A 24408-nucleotide genomic window follows, 5' to 3' on the forward strand; every position below is an offset into this window, starting at 1 on the left:
CAGCACCTTAGGGTCTCGAAAGCACTTTATGGGATGCCGGTTGCGGCACGCGCAAAGCCGGGCGAAGACGGCGTATTTGAATTCTGGTTTGCCCATCATCGCATCCTCACCCTTGACCTGAGGAGCGAAAATCACTGACCATAAAGTGTCAATGATGTCCCCGCACGTCTGTCAACCATGTCCCCGGTCTATACACAGCCGGCAAAGAGAAGTAGGTGCCGCCCCGCACAGGGGCAACGCTAATAGACCACTAACAAATCAAGGAAAGGCCAACGCCCTAAGAACACAGACAAGACCGCCGAGCAGGCCAAAACCCTCGCCAAAAATCCGCCAAGCAGCCAGCAAACCCCAAATTCCCGCCCGAAGGGCCCAACTACTTTGACGTCGTCAACTCCCCCCATCAGCGGCCTTCAAACCAAAACAGAAACCACCTGCCGCGAACAGCGCCCAACCCCATCGCCGAAGGCAAAAACCACCCCTCCCCCCCTAGTGCACAGCGAGAAATAAACCGCTAATCTCGACCCCTCAAGCCTCCCCAAGGCCGCGCGCAGCGCAAGAAAAACCCCGCGCCGCGAATGAAATGGCCCTAAAAAGCCAGCCGTGCACCGGCAAAAAAAGCACCTCGGAGTACCTTTTGGAAAAGTCAGCATCCCCTGAAGACTGGATCACCCGCAGCCTGCGTGCCGTCTGGCACCCCTGCACCCAGATGAAGCACCACGAGCGACTGCCCCTAATCCCGGTCGCACGCGGTCAAGGCGCGTGGCTCTACGACCGCGCAAACAACCGTTATCTGGACGCGATCAGCTCCTGGTGGGTCAACCTGTTCGGCCATGCCAACCCGCGCATCAACGCAGCATTGAAAGACCAACTCGATACGCTCGAACACGCAATGCTCGCCGGCTGCACGCACGAGCCAGCCATCGAACTCGCGGAGCGCCTCGGTGCGCTCACCAACAACACGCTCGGTCACGCGTTCTTCGCGTCCGATGGCGCATCGGCCGTCGAAATCGCGCTGAAGATGAGCTTCCACTCGTGGCGCAATCGCGGCTTCGCGGACAAGCAGGAATTCGTCTGCATCGCCAACAGCTATCACGGCGAAACCATCGGCGCGCTCGGCGTCACCGACGTCGCGCTCTTCAAAGACGCCTACGATCCGCTCATCCGCAACGCGCATGTCGTCGCGTCGCCCGATGCGCGCCTCGCACAAGCAGGCGAAACCGCCGCCGACGTCGCGCGCCGCGCGCTCGATCAGGTTCGCTCGTTGTTCGAAGCACGCGCCACGAAAATCTCGGCGCTGATCGTCGAGCCGCTCGTGCAATGCGCAGCCGGCATGGCGATGCACGACGCGTCGTATATCGCCGGCCTGCGCGCGCTGTGCGATCAGTACAGCGTGCATCTGATCGCCGATGAAATCGCTGTCGGTTGCGGTCGCTCCGGTACGTTCTTCGCGTGCGAACAGGCCGGCATCTGGCCGGACTTCCTGTGTCTGTCGAAAGGGATCAGCGGCGGGTATCTGCCGCTCTCGATCGTGTTGTCGCGCGATGAGATCTTCGACGCCTTCTATCACGACGACATCGCCCGCGGCTTTCTGCACTCGCATTCGTACACGGGCAATCCGCTCGCATGCCGCGCGGCGCTCGCCACGCTCGATCTGTTCGCGAGCGACAACGTGCTCGCCGTCAACGCGCAGAAATCCGCCAGGCTAAAGGCCGCGCTCGCGCCGCTCGCCGAACATAAGCAAGTGCGCAATCTGCGACAGTGCGGCACGATCTTCGCGTTCGATGCAGTGATCGACGACGCTCAGCAAGCCAAAACATTCTCGCGCCGCTTCTTCGAAAACGCGTTGCAGCGCGAACTGCTGCTGCGCCCTATTTCGACCACGGTGTATCTGATGCCCCCCTACATCCTCGACGACGAAGAAATCGCGCTGCTCGCCTCGCGCGCACGCGAAACCTTCGAAGCCACGCTCGCGGAGACCCGCTAATGCATCTGCTCGACACACTCACCGAAGGCCTCAAGGAAATCGACGCGCGTGGTCTGCGCCGCCGTCGTCGTACCGCTGACACGCCGTGCGCCGCGCACATGACGGTCGACGGCCGCGCGATCATCGGCTTCGCCAGCAACGACTATCTCGGCCTCGCCGCACATCCGAAACTGATCGCCGCCATCGCTGAAGGCGCTGAGCGCTATGGCGCCGGCAGCGGCGGTTCCCATTTGCTCGGCGGCCACTCGCGCGCGCACGCGCAACTCGAAGACGATCTGGCCGAATTCGTCGGCGGCTTCGTCGACAATGCGCGCGCGCTCTACTTCAGCACCGGCTACATGGCGAATCTCGCGACGCTCACCGCGCTCGCTGGCCGCGGCACGACGCTCTTCTCCGACGCGTTGAATCACGCGTCGCTGATCGACGGCGCGCGTTTGTCCCGCGCTGATGTGCAGATCTATCCGCACTGCGATATGGCAGCCTTGAGCGCGATGCTCGATGCCTCGGACGCCGAAGTCAAAGTGATCGTCTCCGATACGGTATTCAGCATGGACGGCGACATCGCGCCCCTGCCGCGTCTGCTTGAACTTGCAGAACAGCATGGCGCATGGCTGATCGTCGACGACGCACACGGTTTCGGCGTGCTCGGTCCGCAAGGCCGTGGCGCGATTGCAGAAGCCGCGTTGCGCTCGCCGAATCTGATTTCGATCGGCACGCTCGGCAAGGCCGCGGGGGTGTCAGGCGCATTCGTCGTCGCTCACGAGACCGTGATCGAATGGCTCGTGCAGCGCGCGCGTCCGTACATCTTCACGACCGCGTCGGTGCCGGCTGCAGCGCATGCGGTGTCGGCGAGCCTGCGCATCATAGGTGGCGAAGAAGGTGATGCACGCCGTGCGCATCTGCAGAAACTGATCGAACGCACGCGCGCGATGCTGAAAGCGACACCGTGGCTGCCGGTCGATTCGCACACTGCCGTGCAGCCGCTGATCATTGGCGCGAACGATGCCACGCTCGACATCGCAGCCACGCTCGATCGTGCCGGTCTCTGGGTGCCGGCAATCCGTCCGCCGACCGTGCCCGTGGGTACGTCGCGGCTGCGCATTTCGCTTTCCGCCGCGCACTCGCAAGCGGATCTGGACCGGCTCGAAGCAGGCTTGCAACAACTCGGGGCGAAGGCGGCATGAGTAGCTCGAGTCAAAGCGCGCTGTCTCTGTTCGTCACCGGCACCGATACGGAAATCGGCAAGACGTTCGTATCCTCGGCGCTTTTGCGCGGTTTCATCCGTGAAGGCCTGCAAGCCGCCGCGATGAAGCCGATCGCCGCGGGCGCGTTCGAAGTGAACGGCGTGCTGCATAACGAAGACGCCGATCAACTCGACGCCGCGTCGAGCGTCCTGCTGCCGCCGGAGATTCGCACGCCGTATCTGTTGAAAGAACCGGCCGCGCCACACATCGCAGCTGCACTGGAAAATGTCACGTTCGATATCGATCACATCGTCGAATGCCATGCGCAGGCTTTGAAGCAAGCCGAGATCGTCGTGGTGGAAGGCGTCGGCGGTTTTCGCGTGCCGCTGACCGCCACGCAAGATACCGCCGACCTCGCCGTCGCGCTGAAGCTGCCGGTCGTGCTGGTGGTCGGCATGCGCCTCGGCTGCATCAGCCATGCGTTGCTCACCGCCGAAGCGATCGCCACGCGCGGCCTCATGCTCGCTGGCTGGGTGGCGAATCGTGTCGATCCGGACATGACGTTCCCCGACGAAAACATCGCTTCGATTCGCGAGCATCTTGCGCGTGAATACGACGCCCCCTTGCTCGGCATCGTGCCGCATTTGAGCCCGGCTTCGCCCGAGCTTGCGGCGGATCAACTCGACATCAACCGACTCCTGCAGACGCTGCGCCACGCGCAGCGCTAAAAACCCATTACATCCATCCATGAGGATTGACGACATGACGCAACTGAACATCGCTCCGACGCCAGCCGACACGGCCGCCGCCAACAATAACGCAGCAGCAGGCGCCAAGCCGGTGGCCAAGTGGCGCGTCGCCGACATCGTCGCGCTGTACGAACTGCCGTTCAACGACCTGATGTTCCGCGCGCAACAAACCCATCGCGAACACTTCGACGCCAACACCGTGCAACTGTCGACGCTGCTGTCGATCAAGACCGGCGGTTGCGAAGAAGATTGCGCGTACTGCCCGCAGTCGGTGCATCACGACACGGGGCTGCAAGCCGACAAGCTGATGCCGGTCGATGAAGTATTGGCTGCCGCCAAGGTCGCAAAGGAAAACGGCGCGACGCGCTTCTGCATGGGCGCGGCGTGGCGCAATCCGAAGGACCGACACCTCGAGCCGATCAAGGACATGATCCGCGGCGTGAAGGCGATGGGCCTCGAAACCTGCGTGACGCTCGGCATGCTGGAGACGCATCAGGCGCAAGGTCTGCGCGAAGCGGGTCTCGACTACTACAACCACAACCTCGATACGTCGCCGGAGTTCTATGGCCAGATCATTTCGACGCGCACGTATCAGGACCGTCTCGATACGCTGGAACGCGTGCGCGATGCGGGCATCAACGTATGCTGCGGCGGGATTGTCGGTTTGGGTGAATCGCGCCGTGAGCGCGCCGGCCTGATCGCGCAACTGGCGAACATGGAGCCGTATCCGGAATCGGTGCCGATCAACAACCTGGTGCAGGTGGAAGGCACGCCGCTGACCGGCACCGAAGCGATCGATCCGTTCGAGTTCGTCCGTACGATTGCAGTTGCACGTATCACGATGCCGCGCGCGATGGTGCGTCTGTCGGCAGGCCGCGAGCAGATGGACGAAGCGTTGCAGGCGCTGTGTTTCCTCGCCGGCGCGAACTCGATTTTCTACGGCGACCAGTTGCTGACTACCAGCAACCCGCAAGCCGAAGCGGACCGCAAGCTGCTCGAACGCCTCGGTATTCGCGCAGAAGCAGCGCAGCAGATGCCGTTGGATCAGAGCGGCTGCGAGCATGGCTGCGATAAGCACGCTGCGCCGAACTAAAGAACTACGTGTACGAAGCGCGTGTGGTAAATCGCGCGCACACGAAAAAGGCCACCTCGTTTCCGAGGTGGCCTTTCTACTTCCAGGCAGAGATTTACTTCTTGTCCACGATGATCTGATCGAACGTCCCGCCATCGGAGAAATGCGTTTGCTGTGCTTTCTGCCAGCTACCGAACATTTCTTCGACGGTGAAGGTCTTGATCGGCTTGAACTCGCCCGCGTGCTTCGCGAGCACGTTCTTGTCACGCGGACGCAGATGATGCTGGGCAATGATTTCCTGCGCAGCCGGCGACCAAAGATAGTCGAGATACGCCTGCGCTTCCTTGCGCGTGCCGCGCTTGTCGACCACCTTGTCGACGACCGACACCGGCGGCGCAGCCAGCAGGCTCACAGACGGATACACCGCTTCGAAATTGCCCGCGCCCACACCCGTGTCGATCAACGACACTTCGTTTTCGAACGTCACCAGCACGTCGCCGATACCGCGCTGCGTGAAGGTCGTCGTCGCACCGCGGCCGCCCGTGTCGAGAATCGGCACGTTCTTGAAGATCGCCTTTTCGAAATCGATCGCCTGCGCATCGGTGCCGCCGTGTTGCTTGCGATAACCCCATGCGGCCAGATACGCGTAGCGGCCGTTACCCGAAGTCTTCGGGTTCGCAATCACCACTTGCACGCCGGGTTTGGCGAGGTCGTCCCAGTCCTTGATGTGCTTCGGATTGCCCTTGCGTACGAGGAACACCATAGTCGTCGTGTACGGAGCGCTATCGTCCGGCAGACGCGCGCGCCAGTTGGCGGGTACCAGTTGACCCTTTTCGGCGAGCAGGTCGATGTCGTTCGGCTGGTTCATCGTCACCACGTCAGCCTGCAGTCCTTGCAGCACCGACAGCGCCTGCGCGCTCGACGCGCCATGCGACTGGCGAATCGACACGCTCTCGCCGCTCTTCTCTTTGTATGCCGTGATGAAGCCGGCGTTGATGTCCTTGTACAACTCGCGCGTCACGTCGTACGACACGTTGAGCAGCGACGTGTCTGCGTGCGCCGTCGAGATGCCGCCGAGCGCGAGCGTCATTGCCGTCATGCCGGCTGCCAGCCAGCGCGATGCCCCCGTCTTGCCTGCCATCTTGTCCCCGCCTATCGATGATGAAAACCTGTGGCCGCACAAACGTGCAGCGTGAAGCGGGATTCTAACGGATCGCTTACTGGTTCACTCGCGCTCAACTGCGCATTCAAGTCCTCCTTCGCTTCCTCGCTCAATGACGCGTTCAGTTGCGCGCCCGGGGACTCGATCGCTTGCCGGGCAGCGGTTGCCCAAACGCCAGGCGAAGCACTCGAACCCACTCAAACAAACGCGTGCTGCGCGACCTCGAAGGTCTCCTCGCGAAAACGCAGCGGTGCCGCGCAATGCACCAGCGTATCGACGAAATACTTGGCGCGCGGCCACGGGCCGAATCCCGCCGCCGTGTTGATGTGTCCTGCGTCGCCGAGATTGACGAATGCGCTACCGAAACGCTGCGCGAGATCGCGCGAACCGGCGAGCGGCATCCACGGGTCGGTTTCACTGCCGATCAGAATCGACGGCACGCCGAGACGCCGCGCGTCGAACGGTCCGGCGAAGGCGAATTTCTCCGGGCTGGCAGGCGCGACGAACAGCACGCCGACCACATCGTTCGCATACGACGCCTGCTGCAACGCGTGCGCAGTCGCAAGGCAACCAAAGCTGTGGGCGGCCAGCACGAACGGCCCGCGTTCACGGGCGAGCAGATCGTGCAGCGACTTCGCCCAGACAGCGACGTCCGGGGCGTCCCAGTCGGCCTGTTCGACGCGCAGCGAGCGCGCGAATTGCCGTTCGAGCCATGTTTGCCAGTGCGCGCCCTCGCTGCCGTGCAGGCCGGGAACGGTGACGAGCCGCGGCGGCCATGTCGATTTGGTGCATGAAAGCATGTCTGTCCCTCGCTGCCGGAATCCGGGAAATGATTGTCCCGCCGGGCGTCGCAAGGGCGAACCAAGTTTTTGTGCTTTGTTTATGGGGCAAATGCGCGGCCATGTCGCGGAGTAAAACCGCACGCCCGTGCGCAAACGCGCGCGATTCGCGGCGAAAAAGTAGAATGAAGCCTATCCGTAAAAGGAGGAGGCCCATGCCGCAAGCGTCGTCTGAAGCACCGCGGGCGTTGCAGCCGTTCTACCGGGCCTCTCCCGTCATCCGACTCGACAACGCACGCGCCTTCCGGACCGTATGAAAATCCTCTTCTACATGCCGCATTCCGACGCCGCCGCGTGGCTGCACGACTTCGCCCATGCGCTGCCGGAAGCCGATTTGCGCGAATGGCAACCGGGCGACACCGAACCAGCCGATTTCGCGGTCGTGTGGCGCCCGCCGCGTGAGATGCTGGCCGGCCGCGACAATCTGCGCGCGATCTTCAATCTCGGCGCGGGTGTCGACGCGATCCTCGGGCTCGAACACGAGCAGCCCGGCACGTTGCCGCGCGGCGCCCAGTTGATCAGGCTCGAAGATACCGGCATGGCGCTGCAAATGGCCGAGTATGTGACGCATGCGGTGCTGCGTTACCTGCGCCGTTTCGACGAATACCAGACGCTGCAAAGCGAGCGCCGCTGGGAAGTGCTCGATCCGCATCCGCGTGAGACCTTCACCGTTGGCGTGCTCGGCCTCGGCGTCCTCGGTACGCATGTCGCGCAAGCAGTCGCAGCGTTCGGCATGCCGGTGCGCGGGTATAGCCGCAGTGCGCGGCAAATCGACGGCATCACGACCTTCGCCGGTGAATCACAGTTCGATGCGTTTCTCGACGGCGTGAAAGTGCTGGTCAATCTGCTGCCGCATACGCCGGATACGGGCGACGTGCTGAACACGCGCACCTTCTCGAAGCTCGCGAAGGGCGCCTATCTGATCAACGTCGCACGCGGCGGGCATCTTGTCGAACAGGATCTGCTCGAAGCGCTGGCAAGCGGCCAGGTCGCCGCCGCGACGCTGGACGTGTTCCGCGAAGAACCGCTGCCGCCCGATCATCTGTTCTGGCAGGAGCCGCGCATCACGATTACGCCGCATATTTCCGCGCTCACCTTGCGCGAAGAGAGCGTCGCGCAAGTCGCACGGAAAATGACGGCGCTGATGCGCGGCGAAACGGTGAGCGGCGTGGTCGATATTGAACGTGGATACTAAGCGTGGATACTGAGCAAAAATATCGAGCACGGATTTTGAACACCACCGAATTCATCTGAAGGAGCGCCGCCACGCGCGGGCTCATTGCATGGGACCGGAGTAAGCGCTAAAGCGCAAACTCCGGTCGACCGCTTTGCATGGGACCGGAGTAATGCGCTAAAGCGCAAACTCCGGTCGACACAGGAGACTCATCATGGCCTTGCCCCAACGCGTCAAAATCGTCGAAGTCGGCCCGCGTGACGGACTGCAGAACGAGAAAGAATTCGTCCCCACCGGCATCAAGATCGAGTTGATCAACCGCTTGTCGGCGGCCGGCTTTCGCAACGTCGAAGCCGCGTCGTTCGTGTCGCCGAAATGGGTGCCGCAGATGGCTGACGGCGCCGACGTGATGGCCGGTATCGAGCGCCGCGTCGGCACGATCTACTCGGTGCTGACGCCGAATCTGCGCGGCTTCGAAGGTGCACTCGCTGCGCGGGCGGATGAAATCGTGATCTTCGGTGCGGCTAGCGAAGCGTTCTCGCAGAAGAACATCAATTGCAGCATCGCAGAAAGCATCGATCGGTTCGCGCCGGTCGCGCAGGCGGCGAAGGAACATGGCCTGCGGATTCGCGGCAGCGTGTCGTGTGCGCTGGGCTGTCCGTATCAAGGCGAAGTGCCGGTCGCGTCGGTAGTCGATGTGGTCGAACGTTTCGCGGCGCTCGGTTGCGACGAGATCGACATCGCGGACACGATCGGCGTCGGCACGCCGAAGCGCACGCGCGAAGTGTTCGAGGCGGTCACCAAGGTGTTTCCGCGCGAACGTCTGTCGGGGCACTTCCACGACACCTACGGTCAGGCGCTCGCGAACATCTACGCGGCGTTGCAGGAAGGCATCGAGATCTATCACGCGTCGGTAGCGGGGCTCGGCGGCTGCCCGTATGCGAAGGGTGCAACCGGCAACGTCGCGACCGAAGACGTGCTGTATCTGATGAACGGCCTCGGCATCGAGACCGGCGTCGACCTCGCGCAAGTTGTCGCGATCGGTGATTTCATTTCGACGTCGATCGGCCGGCCCAATGTCTCGCGCGCCGGCAAGGCGTTGCTTGCCAAAGCCCGCAGCGAGCAGGCCAACTGCGTTTGACGCGCGCCGCTCATTTGGCCATTCATTCCCGCACACATTTCGCCAAATCATTCAGGACCTGAAACGATGACGGATCACGCTTCCCTCGACTCCGACGATCTCGCCGCATTGCCTGACTCCGCACGCCGCGTCGCGCTGTTGTTGCGCGAACGCGGCCACGCTGGACGGATCGTAATGCTGCCGGAAACCGGCAAGACGTCCGCCGAAGCCGCGGCCGGCCTCGGCTGCTCCGTTGCGCAGATCGCCAAGTCGATCCTGTTTCGCCGCCGCGAAGACGACGCGCCGGTACTGGTGGTCGCGAGCGGCGCGAATCGCGTCGACGAAAAGAAGGTCGCGGCGCAAGTCGGCGAGATCGGCCGTGCGGATGCGAAGTTCGTCCGCGAGAAAACGGGTTATGCAATTGGCGGTGTTTGCCCGATCGGGCACGCCACCAAACCCGTCACGCTGATCGATGCCGATCTGCTGGAACTCGACAGCCTGTGGGCCGCCGCGGGTCATCCGCATGCCGTGTTCAATCTGACGGCGCAGGAACTGATTGCGTTGACGGGCGCACCGGCGATCGACGTGGCGCTGCGCGAGACAGCGTAAAGCCATGACAGCGGGCATCGATAACGAAGACGACGAGGCCGCCGTGCCGTCACCGTGCATCAGCGTGTGCAGGATGGACGCCTCGACCGGTTGGTGCGAAGGCTGCTTGCGCACGATCGACGAGATCGCCAGTTGGTCGTCGTTCGACGACGACGCGAAGCGCGCCGTCTGGGACGCAATCGAGGAACGCCACGCGGAGTTCATGGCAAAGCAGGCAAAGGCGCAGCGATGAACGCCGCGCCGCGCGTCGTAACGATCGGCGAGACGTTCAGCTCGACGCTCGAGCTATCGGCGGAATCGGTGAAGTCGTTCGCCACGCTCGTCAACGACTTCAACCCGTTGCATCACGACGACGCCTACGCCGCGCAAAGCCGCTTCGGCGGTTTGATCGCGTCCGGCACGCAACCCACCGCGTATTTCATGGCGCTACTGGCGACCTATTTCTCCACGTACGCGCAGCCGCTCGGCCTCGAGTTCGATATCAAGCTAAAGAAAGCCGTCCACGCGAACGATACGTTGACGATCAAGTGGCGCGTGCGCGACGCGTACTGGAAGCCGAGTCTGAACGGCGATCTGACGCATCTCGAAGGGAGCGTGGTGAATCAACGCGGCGACACCATGTTGATCGGCACGTCGACAATCCTGGTGATGCCGAAACCCGAACCATCGGCGAATGCGAACGCGAGCACAAACCCGGACACAAGCGCACCATGACCAACCTACCGGCATCGATCCGGGTCTTCGAACGCGGCTGGCTATCGTCGAACAATGTGCTGCTGGTCGATGACGCATGTGTCGCACTCGTCGATACCGGCTACGCGACGCACGCGCCGCAAACCCTCGCGCTCGTACAGCAAGCGCTCGGCGCGCGACCGCTCGATCTGATCGTCAACACGCATCTGCATTCAGATCACTGCGGCGGCAACGCGCTGTTGCAGTCGACGTGGCCGTGCCGTACCGCGATTCCCGCGTCCGAAGCCGACGCGGTGCGCGATTGGGACGAAAGCCGTCTGACGTTTCGCGCCACCGGCCAGACCTGCGAACGCTTCACCTTCACCGAGACGATCGCGCCCGGTGCGCAACTGCGGCTCGGCGCGCTCGATTGGCAAGTGCTCGGCGCACCTGGCCACGATCCGCATTCGTTGATGCTGTATTGCCCGGACGAACGCATCCTGATCAGTGCGGACGCACTGTGGGAAAACGGCTTTGGCGTGATCTTTCCCGAACTGGAAGGTGAAAGCGGTTTCGCCGAAGAACAGGCGGTGCTCGAAGCCATTGCGAAGCTCGACGTGCGGCTCGTGATTCCCGGCCATGGTTCGCCCTTCACGAATGTCGAGCAAGCGCTGGAACGGGCGTTTTCACGCGTTGCGTGGCTACGGGCCGATCCGGCACGTAATGCGAAGAATGCGTTGAAGGTGCTGATCGTGTTCAAGCTGCTCGAAGTCCGCGCGATGAGCTTCGACACCTTGCTGCGGATGCTCGACGATGCCGCCGCGATGCGCGCTGCCGCCACCATGTTCAAGCCGCGTGGCGAATGGCCCACATTGGTGCACGCGATCGTCGAGGAGTTGGCGGCCAAAAACGGGCCATTGGCGATCGATGGCGAGCGCATCGTCGCGCGCCAGGCTTGACGCGCACAGGGCTGGCGCGCGGGCGGCCGGCAACAGGCGGCGAGCAAGACACCAAAACCGTCGCCCCAAAAAGAAAGCCGCTCGACCATCAAGGCGAGCGGCGGAAATTCTGTCGGACGTGATCAGCGTCGATATGAATGATACGCGTGCCGGTTTTTCGATCGCATCAGTGATTTCCCTACAGAAGCTTGACACTGCCTTTTAAACCCGCATACAGACGACATTACGAAGCTTCGTAGTCGCGCGCGTTGAACGTCATTGGTCCGTCTATATGAACAATGCGACGCGCCAATTGCTCCGGAATCCGTACTATTGCCGGCTGATCCATCGGCATCCCAGCCATTCCATCAGGTCGAAGACAGGCGTTTCTGCGGCACGATCCGCCAGCCGAGATTCACGCCGGCGGCCGCGAGCAGGATCAGCACCGCACCGAGCACCTGAATCCACGCGAGCGTCTGTCCGAACGCAACCCGGTCGACGATGATCGCCACCACCGGATAGATGAAGGACAACGCGCCGGTCATCGAAGTCGGCAGCTTCTGGATCGCGCCGTAGAGCAGCACGTACATGAGCCCCGTATTGACGATACCCAGCACGATCAATTCGAGCCACTGCACACCGTTGGTCGGCAGCGCATCGAAGCGCACGAACGGCGCCAGCATCACGACACCGAGCGACACCTGGATCAGCGCGATGAGGTGCGGCGGCGTGCCCTTCAGGCGCTTCGTGATAATCGACGAGACCGCATACATCGCCGCCGCGCCCACGGCATAGGCGACACCAACCAGATACTGGCCCGGCACCGCCAACACCGCCGGCTCGACCTTCACCACGAACACGAGGCCGATAAACGCGACCACCAGCCAGGCCACCGTCGACGCGCTGACGCGCTCGCGAAACACCAGCGCGCCAAGCGCGACCAGCATGAACGGCTGCGTGTTGTAGACGGCGGTCGCCATCGAGATCGAAGCCCGTGAATAGGCCGCGAACAGCAGCACCCAGTTGATGACGATCGCCGCGCCGCCGAGCAGCGCGAGGCCGAGCATCTTCCATGAAAAGAGCTTGCGCCTGAACAGGCCTAGCACGGCGCACACGAGCGCCAGCGTCGCGCCGCCGAAAATACAGCGAAAGAACACCACATTGAACGGACTCTGCTGCGACGACACCACCAGCCAGCCGATGGTGCCGGACATCAGCATGGCCATGGTCATTTCCGCCGCGCCGCGGCGAATCTCATTTGACGCCATGTTTCGATCCTCGAATTGATTCCTGCATGAGAAGCAGTGTAATTAATCCGATCGCCCGAATACAGGGCTAAACTTAAGTCATCCTGCGAAGAAACCTAATAATCGAAGGCCGTCATGACCAAACGCCTTGCTCCCGCCACACCCGCAACGCTCGATGAAACCGACCGCGCCCTGCTCGCCGCGCTGGCGGCGGACGCCCGCCAGCCGGTCAGCGAACTGGCGCGCCGGGTTGGCCTCTCGGCGCCAAGTACGGCCGAACGCGTCCGCAGGCTCGAAGCGCAAGGCGTGATCGAGCGCTTCACCGTGCAGATCGATCCGCGCGCGCTCGGCTTCACGCTGCAGGCAATCGTGCGCGTGAAGCCCTTGCCCGGGCAGTTGCATCTGGTGGAAGACGTGATCCGGCGGATTCCGGAGTTTGTCGAATGCGACAAGGTGACGGGCGACGACTGCTTCATCTGCCGCCTCTACCTGCATTCGATCGAGCAGCTCGACGAGATTCTCTCGAAGGTGACCGAGCGCGCGGAGACCAGCACCGCCATCGTCAAGTCGACGCCGGTCGCGCGCCGCTTGCCGCCGCTAGGCTGAGCGGAACGCACGGCCGTGCCGCGTCACCTCGCGCGTGAACGAACGGCGGCAGCGTTGCGAGCCGAACGAAGCCACTTACTGCTCGACCGCCTCGAAGAACGACAGCATTTCCGCTACCAGTTCGTCCGGCGCCTCTTCAGGAATGTAATGCCCGCACGGCAATGAGCGCCCGCTCACGTCCCGCGCGACGTGACGCCATTCCGCCAGCGCGTCGAAGCACTTCTCGATCACCCCCTGCTCGCCCCACAACACACGCAGCGGACAGCCGATCTTGTGACCGCGCTCGATGTCGGCACGGTCGTGTTCGAGGTCGATGCTCGCCGACGCCCGGTAGTCCTCACACATCGCATGCACGGCGCCGGGTTGCGCCAGCGCGCTGCGATAAGCGTCAAGCGCTTCGGGCGCGAACGGCGCGAGGCCCGCGTGACGGCTGCCCATTACCGCATCGACATACGCGGCCGGGTTCGCGCCGATCAGCGTCTCTGGCAGCGGCTCTGGCTGGATCAGGAAGAACCAGTGGAAGTAGTGTGTCGCGAAGGCGCGGTCGGTGGCTTCGTACATCGCGAGCGTCGGCGCGATGTCGAGCAGCATCAACCGCTCGACGGCGTCGGGATGATCGAGCGCCATCCGGTGCGCGACGCGGGCGCCGCGATCATGGGCGCACACGAGGAATCGTTCGAAGCCGAAGTTGCGCATCACGGCGACCTGATCAGCGGCCATCGCGCGTTTGGAATACGGTGTGTGGTCAGGGTCGCTGGGCGGTTTGCCCGAGGCGCCGTAGCCACGCAGGTCGGTGGCAATGACGGTGAAGTGCTCCGCCAGTTGCGCCGCGCACCGCTGCCAGATCAGATGCGACTGCGGGTGACCGTGCAACAACAGCAGGGGCGGCCCTGCCCCGCCCCTCACTCCGAAAATATCGACGTCGCCCACGGCGACACGAAAGGGCGTGAAATCCTCGAAGGCCATAGCGGGTCTCTTGTCGTTTGGGAGTCAAACCATTGTAGAAGCGCAATGTGTCGATGCGGGGTGGGATAGCCCACGCAAGCATAGAACCTGAACACTCCTTCCAACTGTTCCAAACGGACACGATCCGGCAGCTTCGCCTATAATCGAACGATCGTTCTTAAATTTCCGGGCGGTCATGGCAAACGCGTGGCAAATGCGTGGTGGGATTGCAGCGGCAGCACGGCTGCTGTTCAGTCTCGACGCACCACAGGCCATGGGCCGCTAAACTCACTATCGCCGGGCGCTCTACACCGCACCGGTCCGTTCATCAGGAGACTCGCACCATGGCATTGCCCGCCGTCCTGCAAAAACTCGCGCTGCCCGTCGTCGCTTCGCCGATGTTCATCGTCAGCTATCCCGAACTCGTGTTAGCTCAATGTAAGGCCGGTATCGTCGGTTCGTTCCCAGCGCTGAATGCTCGCCCGGCCGAACTGCTCGACGAATGGCTGACGCAGATTCAGGCACAGCTCGCCGAGCACAAGGCGGCCAATCCCGACGCGGTCATCGGGCCGATCGCCGTCAACCAGATCGTCCACCAATCGAATACGCGGCTCGAGCACGACGTGCGTGTGTGCGTCGAACACAAGGTGCCGATTTTCATCACCAGCCTGCGCGCACCGGCGCGCGAGATCGTCGACGCGGTGCATAGCTACGGCGGCATGGTGCTGCATGACGTGATCAACCTTCGGCACGCGCAGAAGGCCCTGGAAGCGGGTGTCGACGGACTGATCCTGGTGGCGTCGGGCGCCGGCGGCCACGCGGGCACGACCTCGCCGTTCGCGCTGGTCGGCGAGGTGCGGCGCATGTTCGACGGCCCGATCGTGCTGTCCGGCTCGATCGCCAACGGCGGCTCGATTCTTGCCGCGCAGGCCATGGGCGCGGACCTCGCCTATATGGGCACGCGTTTCATCGCGACCAAAGAGGCACACGCGGTCGACAGCTATAAACAGGCGATCGTCAATTCCACGGCGTCGGACATCATCTACACGAACCTGTTCACCGGCGTGCACGGCAACTACATCCGCGAAAGTATCGTGAATGCGGGGCTGGACCCGGAGGCGCTACCGGAATCGGACAAGACCGCGATGAACTTCGGCAGCGACAAGGCGAAGGCGTGGAAGGACATCTGGGGCGCAGGCCAGGGCGTCGGTCTGATGGACGACGTGCCGAGCGTTGGTGAGCTGGTTCGGCGTTTGACGCAGGAATATGACGACGCGAAAGCGCGGTTGGGGATTGCGCGGTAAGTGGCTTGTTAAGGTGTTTTGCTGCGGCTCTCGGTTCTGGAGCCGCAGCATGTACGGTACTTACACCCAGGCGTTATGCAAGGTCCCTTGAGCGGGCCTCACATGTGGGTCGTGCGTACTGGCTCGCGCCCAAACTTCACATATTGCGGCGGTACTGCCCGCCCACTTCAAACAACGCGTGCGTGATTTGCCCGAGCGAGCAGACGCGCACGACGTCCATCAGCACCGCGAACACGTTGTCGTCGTCGATCACTGCGCGCTTCAAGCGTTCAAGCGCCGCGGGTGCGTCGTCACGGTGTTGCGCCTGAAAATCGCGCAGGCGTTTCAACTGGCTCTGTTTTTCCTCGTCGGTGGAGCGGGCGAGCGCGATCGGCTGCGGCGCTTCATGCGGATGCGCGCTCAAAAACGTGTTCACGCCGACGATCGGATACGAGCCGTCGTGCTTGCGATGCTCGTACAGCATCGACTCGTCCTGAATCCGTCCGCGCTGATAGCCCGTTTCCATCGCGCCCAGCACGCCGCCGCGCTCGGTCAGCCGATCGAATTCCGCCAGCACCGCTTCTTCCACCAGATCGGTCAACTCCTCGATCACAAAGCTGCCCTGATTCGGATTCTGATTCTTCGCCAGCCCCCATTCGCGGTTGATGATCAACTGGATCGCCACCGCGCGGCGCACCGAATCTTCGGTGGGCGTGGTGATCGCTTCGTCGAATGCATTGGTGTGCAGCGAATTGCAGTTGTCGTAGATCGCGATCAGCGCCTGCAGCGTGGTGCGGATATCGTTGAAGTCGATTTCCTGCGCGTGCAGGCTGCGGCCCGAGGTTTGCACGTGATACTTGAGCTTCTGGCTGCGTTCGTTCGCGCCGTAGCGTTCGCGCATTGCAATGGCCCAGATGCGTCGCGCGACACGGCCGAGCACCGTGTACTCCGGGTCCATGCCGTTCGAAAAGAAGAACGACAGATTCGGCGCGAAGTCGTCGATCGACATGCCGCGCGCGAGATACGCCTCGACATAGGTGAAGCCGTTCGCGAGCGTGTAGGCGAGTTGCGAGATCGGGTTCGCGCCCGCCTCGGCGATGTGATAGCCGGAGATCGACACCGAATAGAAATTGCGCACGCCGTGATCGACAAAGTACGCCTGAATATCGCCCATGACTTTCAGGCTGAACTCGGTCGAAAAGATGCACGTGTTCTGGCCTTGGTCTTCCTTCAGGATGTCGGCCTGTACGGTGCCGCGCACGTTTTCCAGCGCTGTGCGGCGAGCGGCGGCGAGTTCGCCCTCCGTGAGCGGACGACCTTGCTCCTGCACCATACGGGCGATCTGTTGATCAATCGCGACGTTGAAGAACATCGCGAGAATCGTCGGCGCCGGCCCGTTGATCGTCATCGACACCGACGTCTCTGGCGCGCACAGATCGAAGCCGTCGTAGAGCGTTTTCATGTCGTCGAGCGTCGCGACGGAGACGCCCGAGTTGCCCACCTTGCCGTAGATGTCGGGGCGCTCGTGTGGCTCTTCGCCGTAGAGCGTGACCGAATCGAAGGCTGTCGAAAGACGTTTGGCCGGCATGCCTTCGGAGAGCAATTTGAACCGGCGGTTGGTGCGGAACGGATCGCCTTCGCCGGCGAACATCCGTGTCGGGTCTTCGTTTTCGCGGCGGAACGGAAACACGCCGGCAGTGAACGGAAAGTAGCCTGGGAGATTGTCGAGCATCAGCCAGCGCAGGATTTCGCCGTGGTCGACGAATTTCGGCAGCGCGACTTTGCGGACCTCGGATCCGGATAGTGTCGTGACGGTGAGCGCGGTGCGCATTTCGCGGTCGCGTACGCGGACTATGTGTTCGTCGCCGGAATAGGCGGCCACGGTTTGCGGCCAGGCTTCGAGGAGTTTGCGTTCGCGTTCGCCGAGGTCGGCGGTGCGTTGGGCGATGAGTGTGTCGAGTTGGGTTTGGGGCGTGTTTGCGGAGTTTGCGGAGTTTGCAGAGGCATTTGAGTCTGAGCCTGCAGAGGTGGCGGTAGCGGCGTCGAAGGCTGTGCCTGTGCCTGCATCAGCTTCGGCGAGCATGCGGCGCGCTTCTGTAAGTTGCCAGCGCTCACGCGCCACCCGTGCTTGCGCGTCGGCACGCTCGCGATACGCGTGAACGGTCTGCGCGACATCCGCCAGATAGCGCACGCGTGCCGGCGGCACGATGGCGTTGCGGCCGCTCGAAAAGCGCAGGTTGTCGAGCACCGGCAGGCGGCCGCCGCCCGAGCGCAGACCGTGCCTGCGCAGCGCCTCGGCCACGTGCTGATACAGCGCGGTCACGCCGTCGTCGTTAAAGCGCGAGGCGATCGTGCCGAACACCGGCATCGCGTCGGGCGCCTTCGCGAAGTCGCCACGGTTGCGCTGCACCTGCTTCGCGACATCGCGCAACGCATCCGGCGCACCTTTACGGTCGAACTTGTTGATCGCGACGAAGCTGGCGAAGTCGAGCATGTCGATCTTTTCCAGTTGACTCGCCGCACCGAATTCCGGCGTCATCACATACAGGGATTCGTCGACGAACGGCACGATCGCCGCATTGCCCTGCCCGATCCCGGACGTTTCGACGATGATCAGATCGAAGCCCGCGGCCTTGCACAGCTTGAGCACGTCTTCCAATGAACTCGTGATTTCGCTCGATGCGTCACGCGTCGCCATCGAACGCATATAGACGCGCGCGCCGCCGCCCCAATCACCGATCGCGTTCATGCGGATGCGGTCGCCGAGCAGCGCGCCGCCGGATTTTCGACGCGACGGATCAATGGCCAGCACGGCAATCGTGAGTGCGTCGCCATAGTCGAGTCGAAAACGGCGAATCAGTTCGTCGGTGAGCGAGGATTTGCCGGCGCCGCCGGTGCCGGTGACGCCCAGGACGGGGACCGCGACCGCCTTGGCGAGGACCGATAGTATTTCCTGCTCGGCTGATTTGACGCGGCCCGCTTCGTACGCGCTGACCAGTTGCGCAAGGCGGCGGAAGGTGAAATCTGCAGGGTCTGGTTGTTCGGCGGTGTTGGCGGTGCCGATGGTGCCGTCGATCTGGCTGCCTTGGAGCCCTCCACCCGCCTGCCGCGCCTTGCCGGAAAGATCGCGCGCGTTGGCGTGATCATCAGTCCGTGTCTCGACGTGCGACGCTGCGCGCGGCTCGAAACGCGGCAGCCCACTCGCCGACAAATCGGCCACCCACTCGCCAACCGGACTCTCCCGTACGGCGGCCGCAGCGCGCGCCACCTCAGCGCAGCGCGCAATCATGTCGTCGATCATGCCTTGCAGGCCGAGCCGCTGGCCGTCATGCGGCGAGTAGATCTTCTCGACACCATAACGCTCGAGCTCGGCAATCTCGTCAGGAACGATCACGCCCCCACCGCCGCCGAATACCTTGATGCGCTCGCCGCCGCGCGCGCGCAACAGGTCGACGAGATAGCGGAAGTATTCGTTATGGCCGCCCTGATAGCTGGACACGGCGACGCCGTCGGCGTCTTCGTGCAGCGCGGCGGTGGCCACTTCATTGACGGAGCGGTTGTGGCCGAGGTGGATCACCTCTACGCCGCTCGCCTGGAGGATGCGCCGCATGATGTTGATCGATGCGTCGTGTCCGTCGAACAAGGCGGCAGCGGTGACGAAACGCAGGCGCCGACCCGCAGGCAGCTTGTGGCCACCGGCGCGCTGCGGCGTGGACAGATCGGTCATGTCTCCCCCAGATCGTTACGCGTATGGGTGCTGGCAACCAGTATAGCTAAACAGGTAGGAGCGCCTCGACCGGGCCGCCTACCGCACCGCGAGCGCTTTGATCTGCTCGAGCGAAGGCCACAGCGATTCGTTCGCGAACCGCTCGGCCAGGAAGTCGACAAACGAACGCACCTTGGCCGACAGATGCCTGCGGCTCGCGTACACGACGTGGATCGGCAACTCGCGTGGGGGCACGTCGTCCACCAGCAGCGGCACCAGACGCCCCGTGGCCAGATCGTCGCCGATCACCTCGGTGCCGAGCATCGCGATACCCGCGCCTTGCAGCACGATCACCCGCTGCGCCTCCAGGTGGTTGACGATCAGGTTGCCGGTGAGGCGCACGCGCGGCGTGCCGTTGCCGGTCGCGGTCGCGATTTCCAGGGGAGCCACGCCCGCGTATTGCAGATAGTTGTGACGCGCCAGATCGGCGACGGTCTTCGGCGTGCCGTGCCGGCGCAGATAGGCCGGCGATGCGCACAGCACCAGATGGGCGGTCGCAATCTGACGCGCGATCAGCGAAGACGACTTCAGCCCGCTCGGTGAAGCCCGGATCGCGACGTCGAAGCCTTCGTCGATCAGTTCGACCACGCGGTCGGACAGGGTTATGTCCACGGTGACCTGCGGATACTGCGCGGCGTAGTCGGCCACCGCGGCCATCACATGGCTCAAGCCGAATGCCGACAGCGACGACACCCGCAAGCGCCCTTGTGGCACGACGCTCGCCGCGCCCACCACCTGCTCGGCTTCTTCGAGTTCGCTAAGCACCTGGCTCAAGCGCTCGTAGTATTCGCGACCCGCCTCGGTCGGCGCGACCCGGCGCGTCGTGCGGTTCAGCAAACGCGCGCCGAGTTGCTGCTCAAGGTGCATCACGTGCTTGCTCGCCATTGCCGCCGACATCTCCATCCGCTCGGCCGCGCCGACAAAGCTGCCGACTTCGACCACATGGCGAAACACTTTCATGCTGACAAGGGTATCCATCTCAATCGCTCGCCTCAGGAATCAATCGGCGCCATTTTGCCGGGTTTATCAAAGACTGGGCGGCAAATCGGATGGACGCGGGCGCGAAAACGGACGCCAGAAGCAGTAAAGCCCACCTTCCGGAGAAGGTGGGCTTTACTGGTATTGCCTGGTTCGGCAGGGTTGGCATCGCGCGGTACCTGCTCGCAGGCGCCGCATGCTTTGCCCCCAGAGGCTTAGAACTTCGCGCGCAGGCCGACGCCGTACGTGTTGCCGCTCGACTGGCTGGTAATCTTGTCGTACATATAAGCCGCGTAGATATCCGTGCGCTTGGACAGCGGATAGTCGTAGCCGACTGCAGCCGTCTGGCGGGTCTGGTCGAAGCCGCCGCCGTCGCGCGAATAGGCGTACGACGCCATCACCGTGCCCGGGCCGGCCGGCACGGACACGCCACCCTGCGCCGTATTCACGTGCCAGCTCGAAATGGTTTGCTGGTTATACGTGTACATGTACTGCCCAAAGAACTTCACGAACTTCATGTCGTACGAGACGCCGGCTTGCGCCACGCTCTGGCTCTTCAGGCCCGGAACTCCCGACGTATTGAAGCTGCCGAGGTCGACCGGCACATTGTTGAAGTTCACGTACTGGTACACCGCGGTCGCCGCGAACGGGCCGTGGAAGTACAGCACCTGGCCGCTCCACTTCTTCGCGCTGTTCTGACCCGCCGTGTTGCCGAGCGCGTACATCGCCGTCGCGGACAGGCCGTTGAAGTTCGGCGATGAGTACGACACCGCGTTGTTCCAGCCCGAATCGCCTGTCACGCCCTGATCCGTCGAGTACGTCGGGAACGTGCCCAGCCCGAGGTACACGTGGGTCACCATCGGCGAGAACACGTACGAGTCGATGAACGGGTTGAACAGAATCGTCGACACGAACAGCGGCGTGGTCAGACGGCCTGCCGTCACCGTGCCGTACGGCGATTCGATACCGACGTATGCGTTACGCGAGAACATCGTGTCGCCCTGGAAGCGGCCGAACTGGCCGTTCTGCGCACGGAAGAAGCCTTCTAACGTGAAGATCGCCTTGTAGCCGTTGCCCAGATCCTCAGCCCCCTTCAAGCCCCAGTACGACGTCGACATGCCGCCACCGGACACCTGGACCGCCGTCTTGCCGCCCGGGAATTTCTGCGCGCCGACCCATTCGTCGACCTGACCGTAGAGTTGCACGCTCGATTGCGCAAAAGCAGACGATGCACTGGCCAGCAGGGCGGCACACGCGGTTGCCTTGAGGGTGGTCTTCAGCGCACTGCTGATGCTTGTTTTCATGGATTCTCCTGTCTTTGTCAAAAAAGGTGTAGCTGTGCGAAAGGGGAAGCTCGCGCGAATGATTGTTGTTGTCCGTTCGATCATCGAGCCAATCTGGGCGGGACCATCTTTGCGGACCATTTTTATGGACAAAAATATCGTGGGTTATTGCGGGTATAGCGATCTGATTAGTTTTGCCACTTATCGGCCTGATAAAGCGGTGGCCGTGTACGTCGTCACTGCATCGCCGCGGACTTTGCGGTTCCGCGCAAAGCGTTACTGACATTGCGCCCGACTGGGTGATAACGGTTCAAATGACATGCGGATGACGCGCCGCGGCGAAAACGATCAAATTTGACGACGGGAGACGGTTTGCTGCCGAATGTTTTCAAAAAAGTGTGGTGTCGAAACGTCACATTGACAGGGGCTTTTTTGGACGGCAGCGACGCGCAATACCACAGCAACCGGTTTGAAAGCCGGAGAAGCGGATTCGGCGAAGCATGGGAGGGAAAATCGGTGAGACGAGAGGTACGACGAGGAGCGGCGTTAGACCACATTGCGCGGGAGCAAGACTCCCATGCTGCCATTAGTTACGGTACGGCGAACCTTCCTGCTGACGCGGGTCGTCCCCTTGGCGCTGCACTGCACGCGGGGCGCCGCGCTCTTCGTTGTAGCGGGCGACATCGGCGCGAATCGAACCGGCGCGAACCGGCGCGTTGGGCGGCGGACGCGGCACCGCGCGCGATTCGGCGCTGACAGGCGTGATAGCGCCGGCGTACTGCATGCCGCCGCGGCTGTCGTTAGGATATCCGGCCGGCCCGGTGACACGATGCATGCCGGGGTTGTAGCCGCCAAAGCCGTTGGCGTAGTTGCCGGGGGCGAAGTTCGAACCGCCACGCGGCGAGTGCGCGTTGCTCTCGGCCATGTTGTTGCGAGCCGGTCTCGCATTGGCGGCGCCATAGTAATAGCCGCCGTTGCGCGCATCACCGCGCATTGCGTGACCCGTGGCGGCATGCGAATAACCGCCACCACCGCCGCCGTGCGGTACGCCAGGCACTTTTGCATAGGCGAACGAGCACAGCGCAGTGATAACCGCGCCCAACGCCCAGTGCTTCGTTCTCGACAACCCGTCCACCAAGTGACTCACATGCCCGAAGACCTGCCTGAAGCCCACCGTTCGAGCTGCGATGGACTTGTTCTGGGACCGGCACGAGCGCTGCGTATCTGTCGCGGCGCGGGGCATCCCGATGGCCTTTGAGCGTAATTTATGGGTGTCGGCAAAGGGTGTCGAGCCAAAAAGTGTTAGGCCTCGACCGCTGTTGTAACACCTTGTTACTGCGACGTTTTTCCGCGACAGTGTCCTTGCGCGAAAGCCTTGAAACAGCTTGCTCGAGCGGCCTTTGCAAGATCCGCTGAGGGTCCCTGAGTATGACGAATCCAAGCCGGTTTTTTGCCGGATTGTCAAAACGGCGGTGGACCAAACAGATACGGTCACCAATACTGGAACTGCCCGCCGGCCCGGGCGTGAGACCGCCGAGGCAACGATCTGATGCGCGACGCTCATTAATCGATTCGGTAAATGAATTTGCATATTCAATCGGTTTTCAACAACAATAGCCGTTTCCCATAGCCTGAGGCGGGCAGATTCGCGCGCCCTGCTTTCCGCATCACCGAATCGAGATTCCGCCATGGCTCGCCCGAAACTGCTTCCCGACAATTTCACCTTGTGCCTCGTGGGCACCGTGATCCTTGCCAGCCTCCTGCCGGTTCACGGGCAGGCCGCCGTCGGGTTCAACTGGGTGACGAACGTTGCGGTCGGCCTGCTGTTTTTCCTGCACGGCGCCAAGCTCTCACGCGAAGCGATCGTTGCGGGCGCGACGCACTGGCGTTTGCATCTGGTAGTGCTGCTCAGCACGTTCGCGCTGTTTCCGCTGCTCGGCCTCGCGCTTAAACCGCTCCTTTCGCCACTTGTCACGCCGGCGCTCTACGCGGGGGTCCTCTTCCTCTGCACGCTGCCGTCGACGGTTCAATCGTCGATCGCGTTCACGTCCATTGCCAAAGGCAACGTGCCGGCGGCCGTATGCAGCGCGTCGGCCTCGAGCCTGCTGGGCATCTTCATCACCCCCGCGCTCGTCAGCCTCGTCGTCACCAATCAGGCTGCGAGCGGCGGCGCCTCGCCGTGGCATACGGTGGGCAACATCGTTTTGCAACTGCTGGTGCCGTTCGTGGCCGGGCAGTTGCTGCGCCCGCTGATCGGCAAATGGATCGAGCGTAATCGCGGCGTACTGAAGTTCGTCGACCAGGGCTCGATCCTGCTGGTGGTGTACGGCGCGTTCAGCGAGGCCGTTGACGAAGGCCTGTGGCACCAGATCCCGCTGTCCGCACTTGGCGGCCTGCTGTTGATCAGCGTTGTGCTGCTCGCGCTCGCGCTGGGCGTGACGATCCTGGTTAGCAAGCGGCTCGGCTTCAACCGCGCCGACCAGATCACGATCATCTTCTGCGGTTCGAAGAAAAGCCTCGCCGCCGGCGTACCGATGGCCAAAGTGATTTTCGCCTCGCATGCGGTGGGCGCCGTGGTCTTGCCCCTGATGCTGTTCCACCAGATCCAGCTCATGGTGTGCGCCGCGCTCGCGCAGCGCTGGGGGGCTCGCGACACCAGCGGCGAAACCCGCGCGGCTCCGCGCGAGCGGCCCGCCGCCGCTGTCGCGCGACGTTGAATACGCGCGCAATGCAAACAGGACATTCATAAGCGCCCTCCCTGAGCGTCATTTGAAGAAAGCCGCCTCGTGCGGCTTTT

The 24408-nt window shown here is 62.8% G+C and carries 21 protein-coding genes; 13 read left to right on the forward strand and 8 right to left on the reverse strand.

The genetic code is table 11. The features are described 5' to 3' along the window. Positions 1-634: 634 nt before the first annotated feature. Genes bioA through bioB form a run of 4 tightly spaced genes read left to right on the forward strand, consistent with a single transcriptional unit; the run spans position 635 to position 5010 of the window. On the forward strand, positions 635-1984 hold the full coding sequence (gene bioA / locus P3T25_RS27120; RefSeq protein WP_429359734.1) for an adenosylmethionine--8-amino-7-oxononanoate transaminase: 1350 nt from the start codon (positions 635-637) through the stop codon (positions 1982-1984). After that, positions 1984-3168: an 8-amino-7-oxononanoate synthase gene (gene bioF, locus P3T25_RS27125; protein ID WP_171925117.1), complete on the forward strand. Its 1185-nt coding sequence runs from the start codon at positions 1984-1986 to the stop codon at positions 3166-3168. Before bioA ends, bioF begins: the two co-directional genes overlap by 1 nt. Next, positions 3165-3896 carry a dethiobiotin synthase gene (gene bioD, locus P3T25_RS27130; RefSeq protein ID WP_429359736.1) on the forward strand — a complete coding sequence of 244 codons (732 nt, stop codon included), beginning with the start codon at positions 3165-3167 and terminating at the stop codon, positions 3894-3896. The genes bioF and bioD overlap by 4 nt, the downstream gene beginning before the upstream one ends. Before the next feature lie 34 nt (positions 3897-3930). Continuing rightward, entirely contained in the window at positions 3931-5010 is a 1080-nt protein-coding gene (bioB, locus tag P3T25_RS27135; RefSeq protein WP_171925115.1) for a biotin synthase BioB, read from the forward strand. Positions 5011-5104: 94 nt separating this feature from the next. Here bioB and P3T25_RS27140 read toward each other — a convergent pair whose 3' ends face one another. Together P3T25_RS27140 and P3T25_RS27145 are read right to left on the reverse strand one after the other, a co-directional pair. Beyond that, positions 5105-6130, reverse strand: a complete 1026-nt coding sequence (locus P3T25_RS27140) for a sulfate ABC transporter substrate-binding protein (RefSeq protein WP_171925114.1) — start codon at positions 6128-6130, stop codon at positions 5105-5107. 218 nt (positions 6131-6348) lie between these two features. Then, positions 6349-6951 carry an RBBP9/YdeN family alpha/beta hydrolase gene (locus tag P3T25_RS27145; protein ID WP_266241916.1) on the reverse strand — a complete coding sequence of 201 codons (603 nt, stop codon included), beginning with the start codon at positions 6949-6951 and terminating at the stop codon, positions 6349-6351. A 292-nt stretch (positions 6952-7243) separates the two neighbouring features. Between P3T25_RS27145 and P3T25_RS27150 the strand changes: the two genes are divergently transcribed. From P3T25_RS27150 to P3T25_RS27175, 6 genes are all read left to right on the forward strand, one after another. Beyond that, entirely contained in the window at positions 7244-8185 is a 942-nt protein-coding gene (locus tag P3T25_RS27150; RefSeq protein ID WP_171925112.1) for a 2-hydroxyacid dehydrogenase, read from the forward strand. 193 nt (positions 8186-8378) lie between these two features. Then, positions 8379-9305, forward strand: a complete 927-nt coding sequence (locus P3T25_RS27155) for a hydroxymethylglutaryl-CoA lyase (RefSeq protein ID WP_266241917.1) — start codon at positions 8379-8381, stop codon at positions 9303-9305. 66 nt (positions 9306-9371) lie between these two features. Next, on the forward strand, positions 9372-9893 hold the full coding sequence (locus P3T25_RS27160; protein WP_171925110.1) for a YbaK/EbsC family protein: 522 nt from the start codon (positions 9372-9374) through the stop codon (positions 9891-9893). 4 nt (positions 9894-9897) lie between these two features. After that, positions 9898-10125 (forward strand): DUF1289 domain-containing protein, encoded by a 228-nt coding sequence (locus P3T25_RS27165; protein WP_154558823.1) that lies wholly within the window; start codon positions 9898-9900, stop codon positions 10123-10125. Further along, positions 10122-10607 (forward strand): MaoC family dehydratase, encoded by a 486-nt coding sequence (locus P3T25_RS27170; RefSeq protein ID WP_171925109.1) that lies wholly within the window; start codon positions 10122-10124, stop codon positions 10605-10607. The genes P3T25_RS27165 and P3T25_RS27170 overlap by 4 nt, the downstream gene beginning before the upstream one ends. Further along, a complete protein-coding gene (locus P3T25_RS27175) occupies positions 10604-11524 on the forward strand; it encodes an MBL fold metallo-hydrolase (RefSeq protein WP_171925108.1) in 921 nt (306 codons plus the stop codon). Before P3T25_RS27170 ends, P3T25_RS27175 begins: the two co-directional genes overlap by 4 nt. Before the next feature lie 347 nt (positions 11525-11871). On the opposite strand, the gene P3T25_RS27180 is transcribed toward P3T25_RS27175, so the two are convergent. Beyond that, positions 11872-12771, reverse strand: coding sequence for a DMT family transporter (locus P3T25_RS27180; protein ID WP_097391023.1), 900 nt, complete (start codon positions 12769-12771; stop codon positions 11872-11874). 114 nt (positions 12772-12885) lie between these two features. Between P3T25_RS27180 and P3T25_RS27185 the strand changes: the two genes are divergently transcribed. Beyond that, a complete protein-coding gene (locus tag P3T25_RS27185) occupies positions 12886-13356 on the forward strand; it encodes an Lrp/AsnC family transcriptional regulator (protein WP_093644768.1) in 471 nt (156 codons plus the stop codon). A gap of 75 nt (positions 13357-13431) precedes the next feature. Here the strand turns inward: P3T25_RS27185 and P3T25_RS27190 are convergent, their stop codons facing one another. Beyond that, positions 13432-14322 carry an alpha/beta fold hydrolase gene (locus P3T25_RS27190; RefSeq protein WP_266241919.1) on the reverse strand — a complete coding sequence of 297 codons (891 nt, stop codon included), beginning with the start codon at positions 14320-14322 and terminating at the stop codon, positions 13432-13434. A 323-nt stretch (positions 14323-14645) separates the two neighbouring features. On the opposite strand from P3T25_RS27190, the gene P3T25_RS27195 reads away from it, so the two are divergent. Next, complete coding sequence (locus P3T25_RS27195) at positions 14646-15605, forward strand: NAD(P)H-dependent flavin oxidoreductase (protein ID WP_429359742.1); 960 nt, start codon at positions 14646-14648, stop codon at positions 15603-15605. Between the two features lie 136 nt (positions 15606-15741). Here P3T25_RS27195 and P3T25_RS27200 read toward each other — a convergent pair whose 3' ends face one another. The 4 genes from P3T25_RS27200 to P3T25_RS27215 all read right to left on the reverse strand — a co-directional run bounded on the left by P3T25_RS27200 (position 15742) and on the right by P3T25_RS27215 (position 22746). After that, entirely contained in the window at positions 15742-19311 is a 3570-nt protein-coding gene (locus P3T25_RS27200; RefSeq protein ID WP_429359744.1) for a methylmalonyl-CoA mutase family protein, read from the reverse strand. Between the two features lie 78 nt (positions 19312-19389). Then, a complete protein-coding gene (locus P3T25_RS27205) occupies positions 19390-20328 on the reverse strand; it encodes a LysR family transcriptional regulator (protein WP_429359746.1) in 939 nt (312 codons plus the stop codon). Positions 20329-20543: 215 nt separating this feature from the next. After that, positions 20544-21632: a porin gene (locus P3T25_RS27210; RefSeq protein WP_171925104.1), complete on the reverse strand. Its 1089-nt coding sequence runs from the start codon at positions 21630-21632 to the stop codon at positions 20544-20546. Between the two features lie 565 nt (positions 21633-22197). After that, positions 22198-22746 carry a hypothetical protein gene (locus P3T25_RS27215; protein WP_171925194.1) on the reverse strand — a complete coding sequence of 183 codons (549 nt, stop codon included), beginning with the start codon at positions 22744-22746 and terminating at the stop codon, positions 22198-22200. A gap of 553 nt (positions 22747-23299) precedes the next feature. Between P3T25_RS27215 and P3T25_RS27220 the strand changes: the two genes are divergently transcribed. Then, positions 23300-24328, forward strand: coding sequence for a bile acid:sodium symporter family protein (locus P3T25_RS27220; RefSeq protein ID WP_171925103.1), 1029 nt, complete (start codon positions 23300-23302; stop codon positions 24326-24328). The last annotated feature ends 80 nt before the right edge of the window (positions 24329-24408 follow it).

This window comes from Paraburkholderia sp. GAS32 (assembly GCF_050434225.1).
Classification (GTDB): domain Bacteria; phylum Pseudomonadota; class Gammaproteobacteria; order Burkholderiales; family Burkholderiaceae; genus Paraburkholderia; species Paraburkholderia madseniana.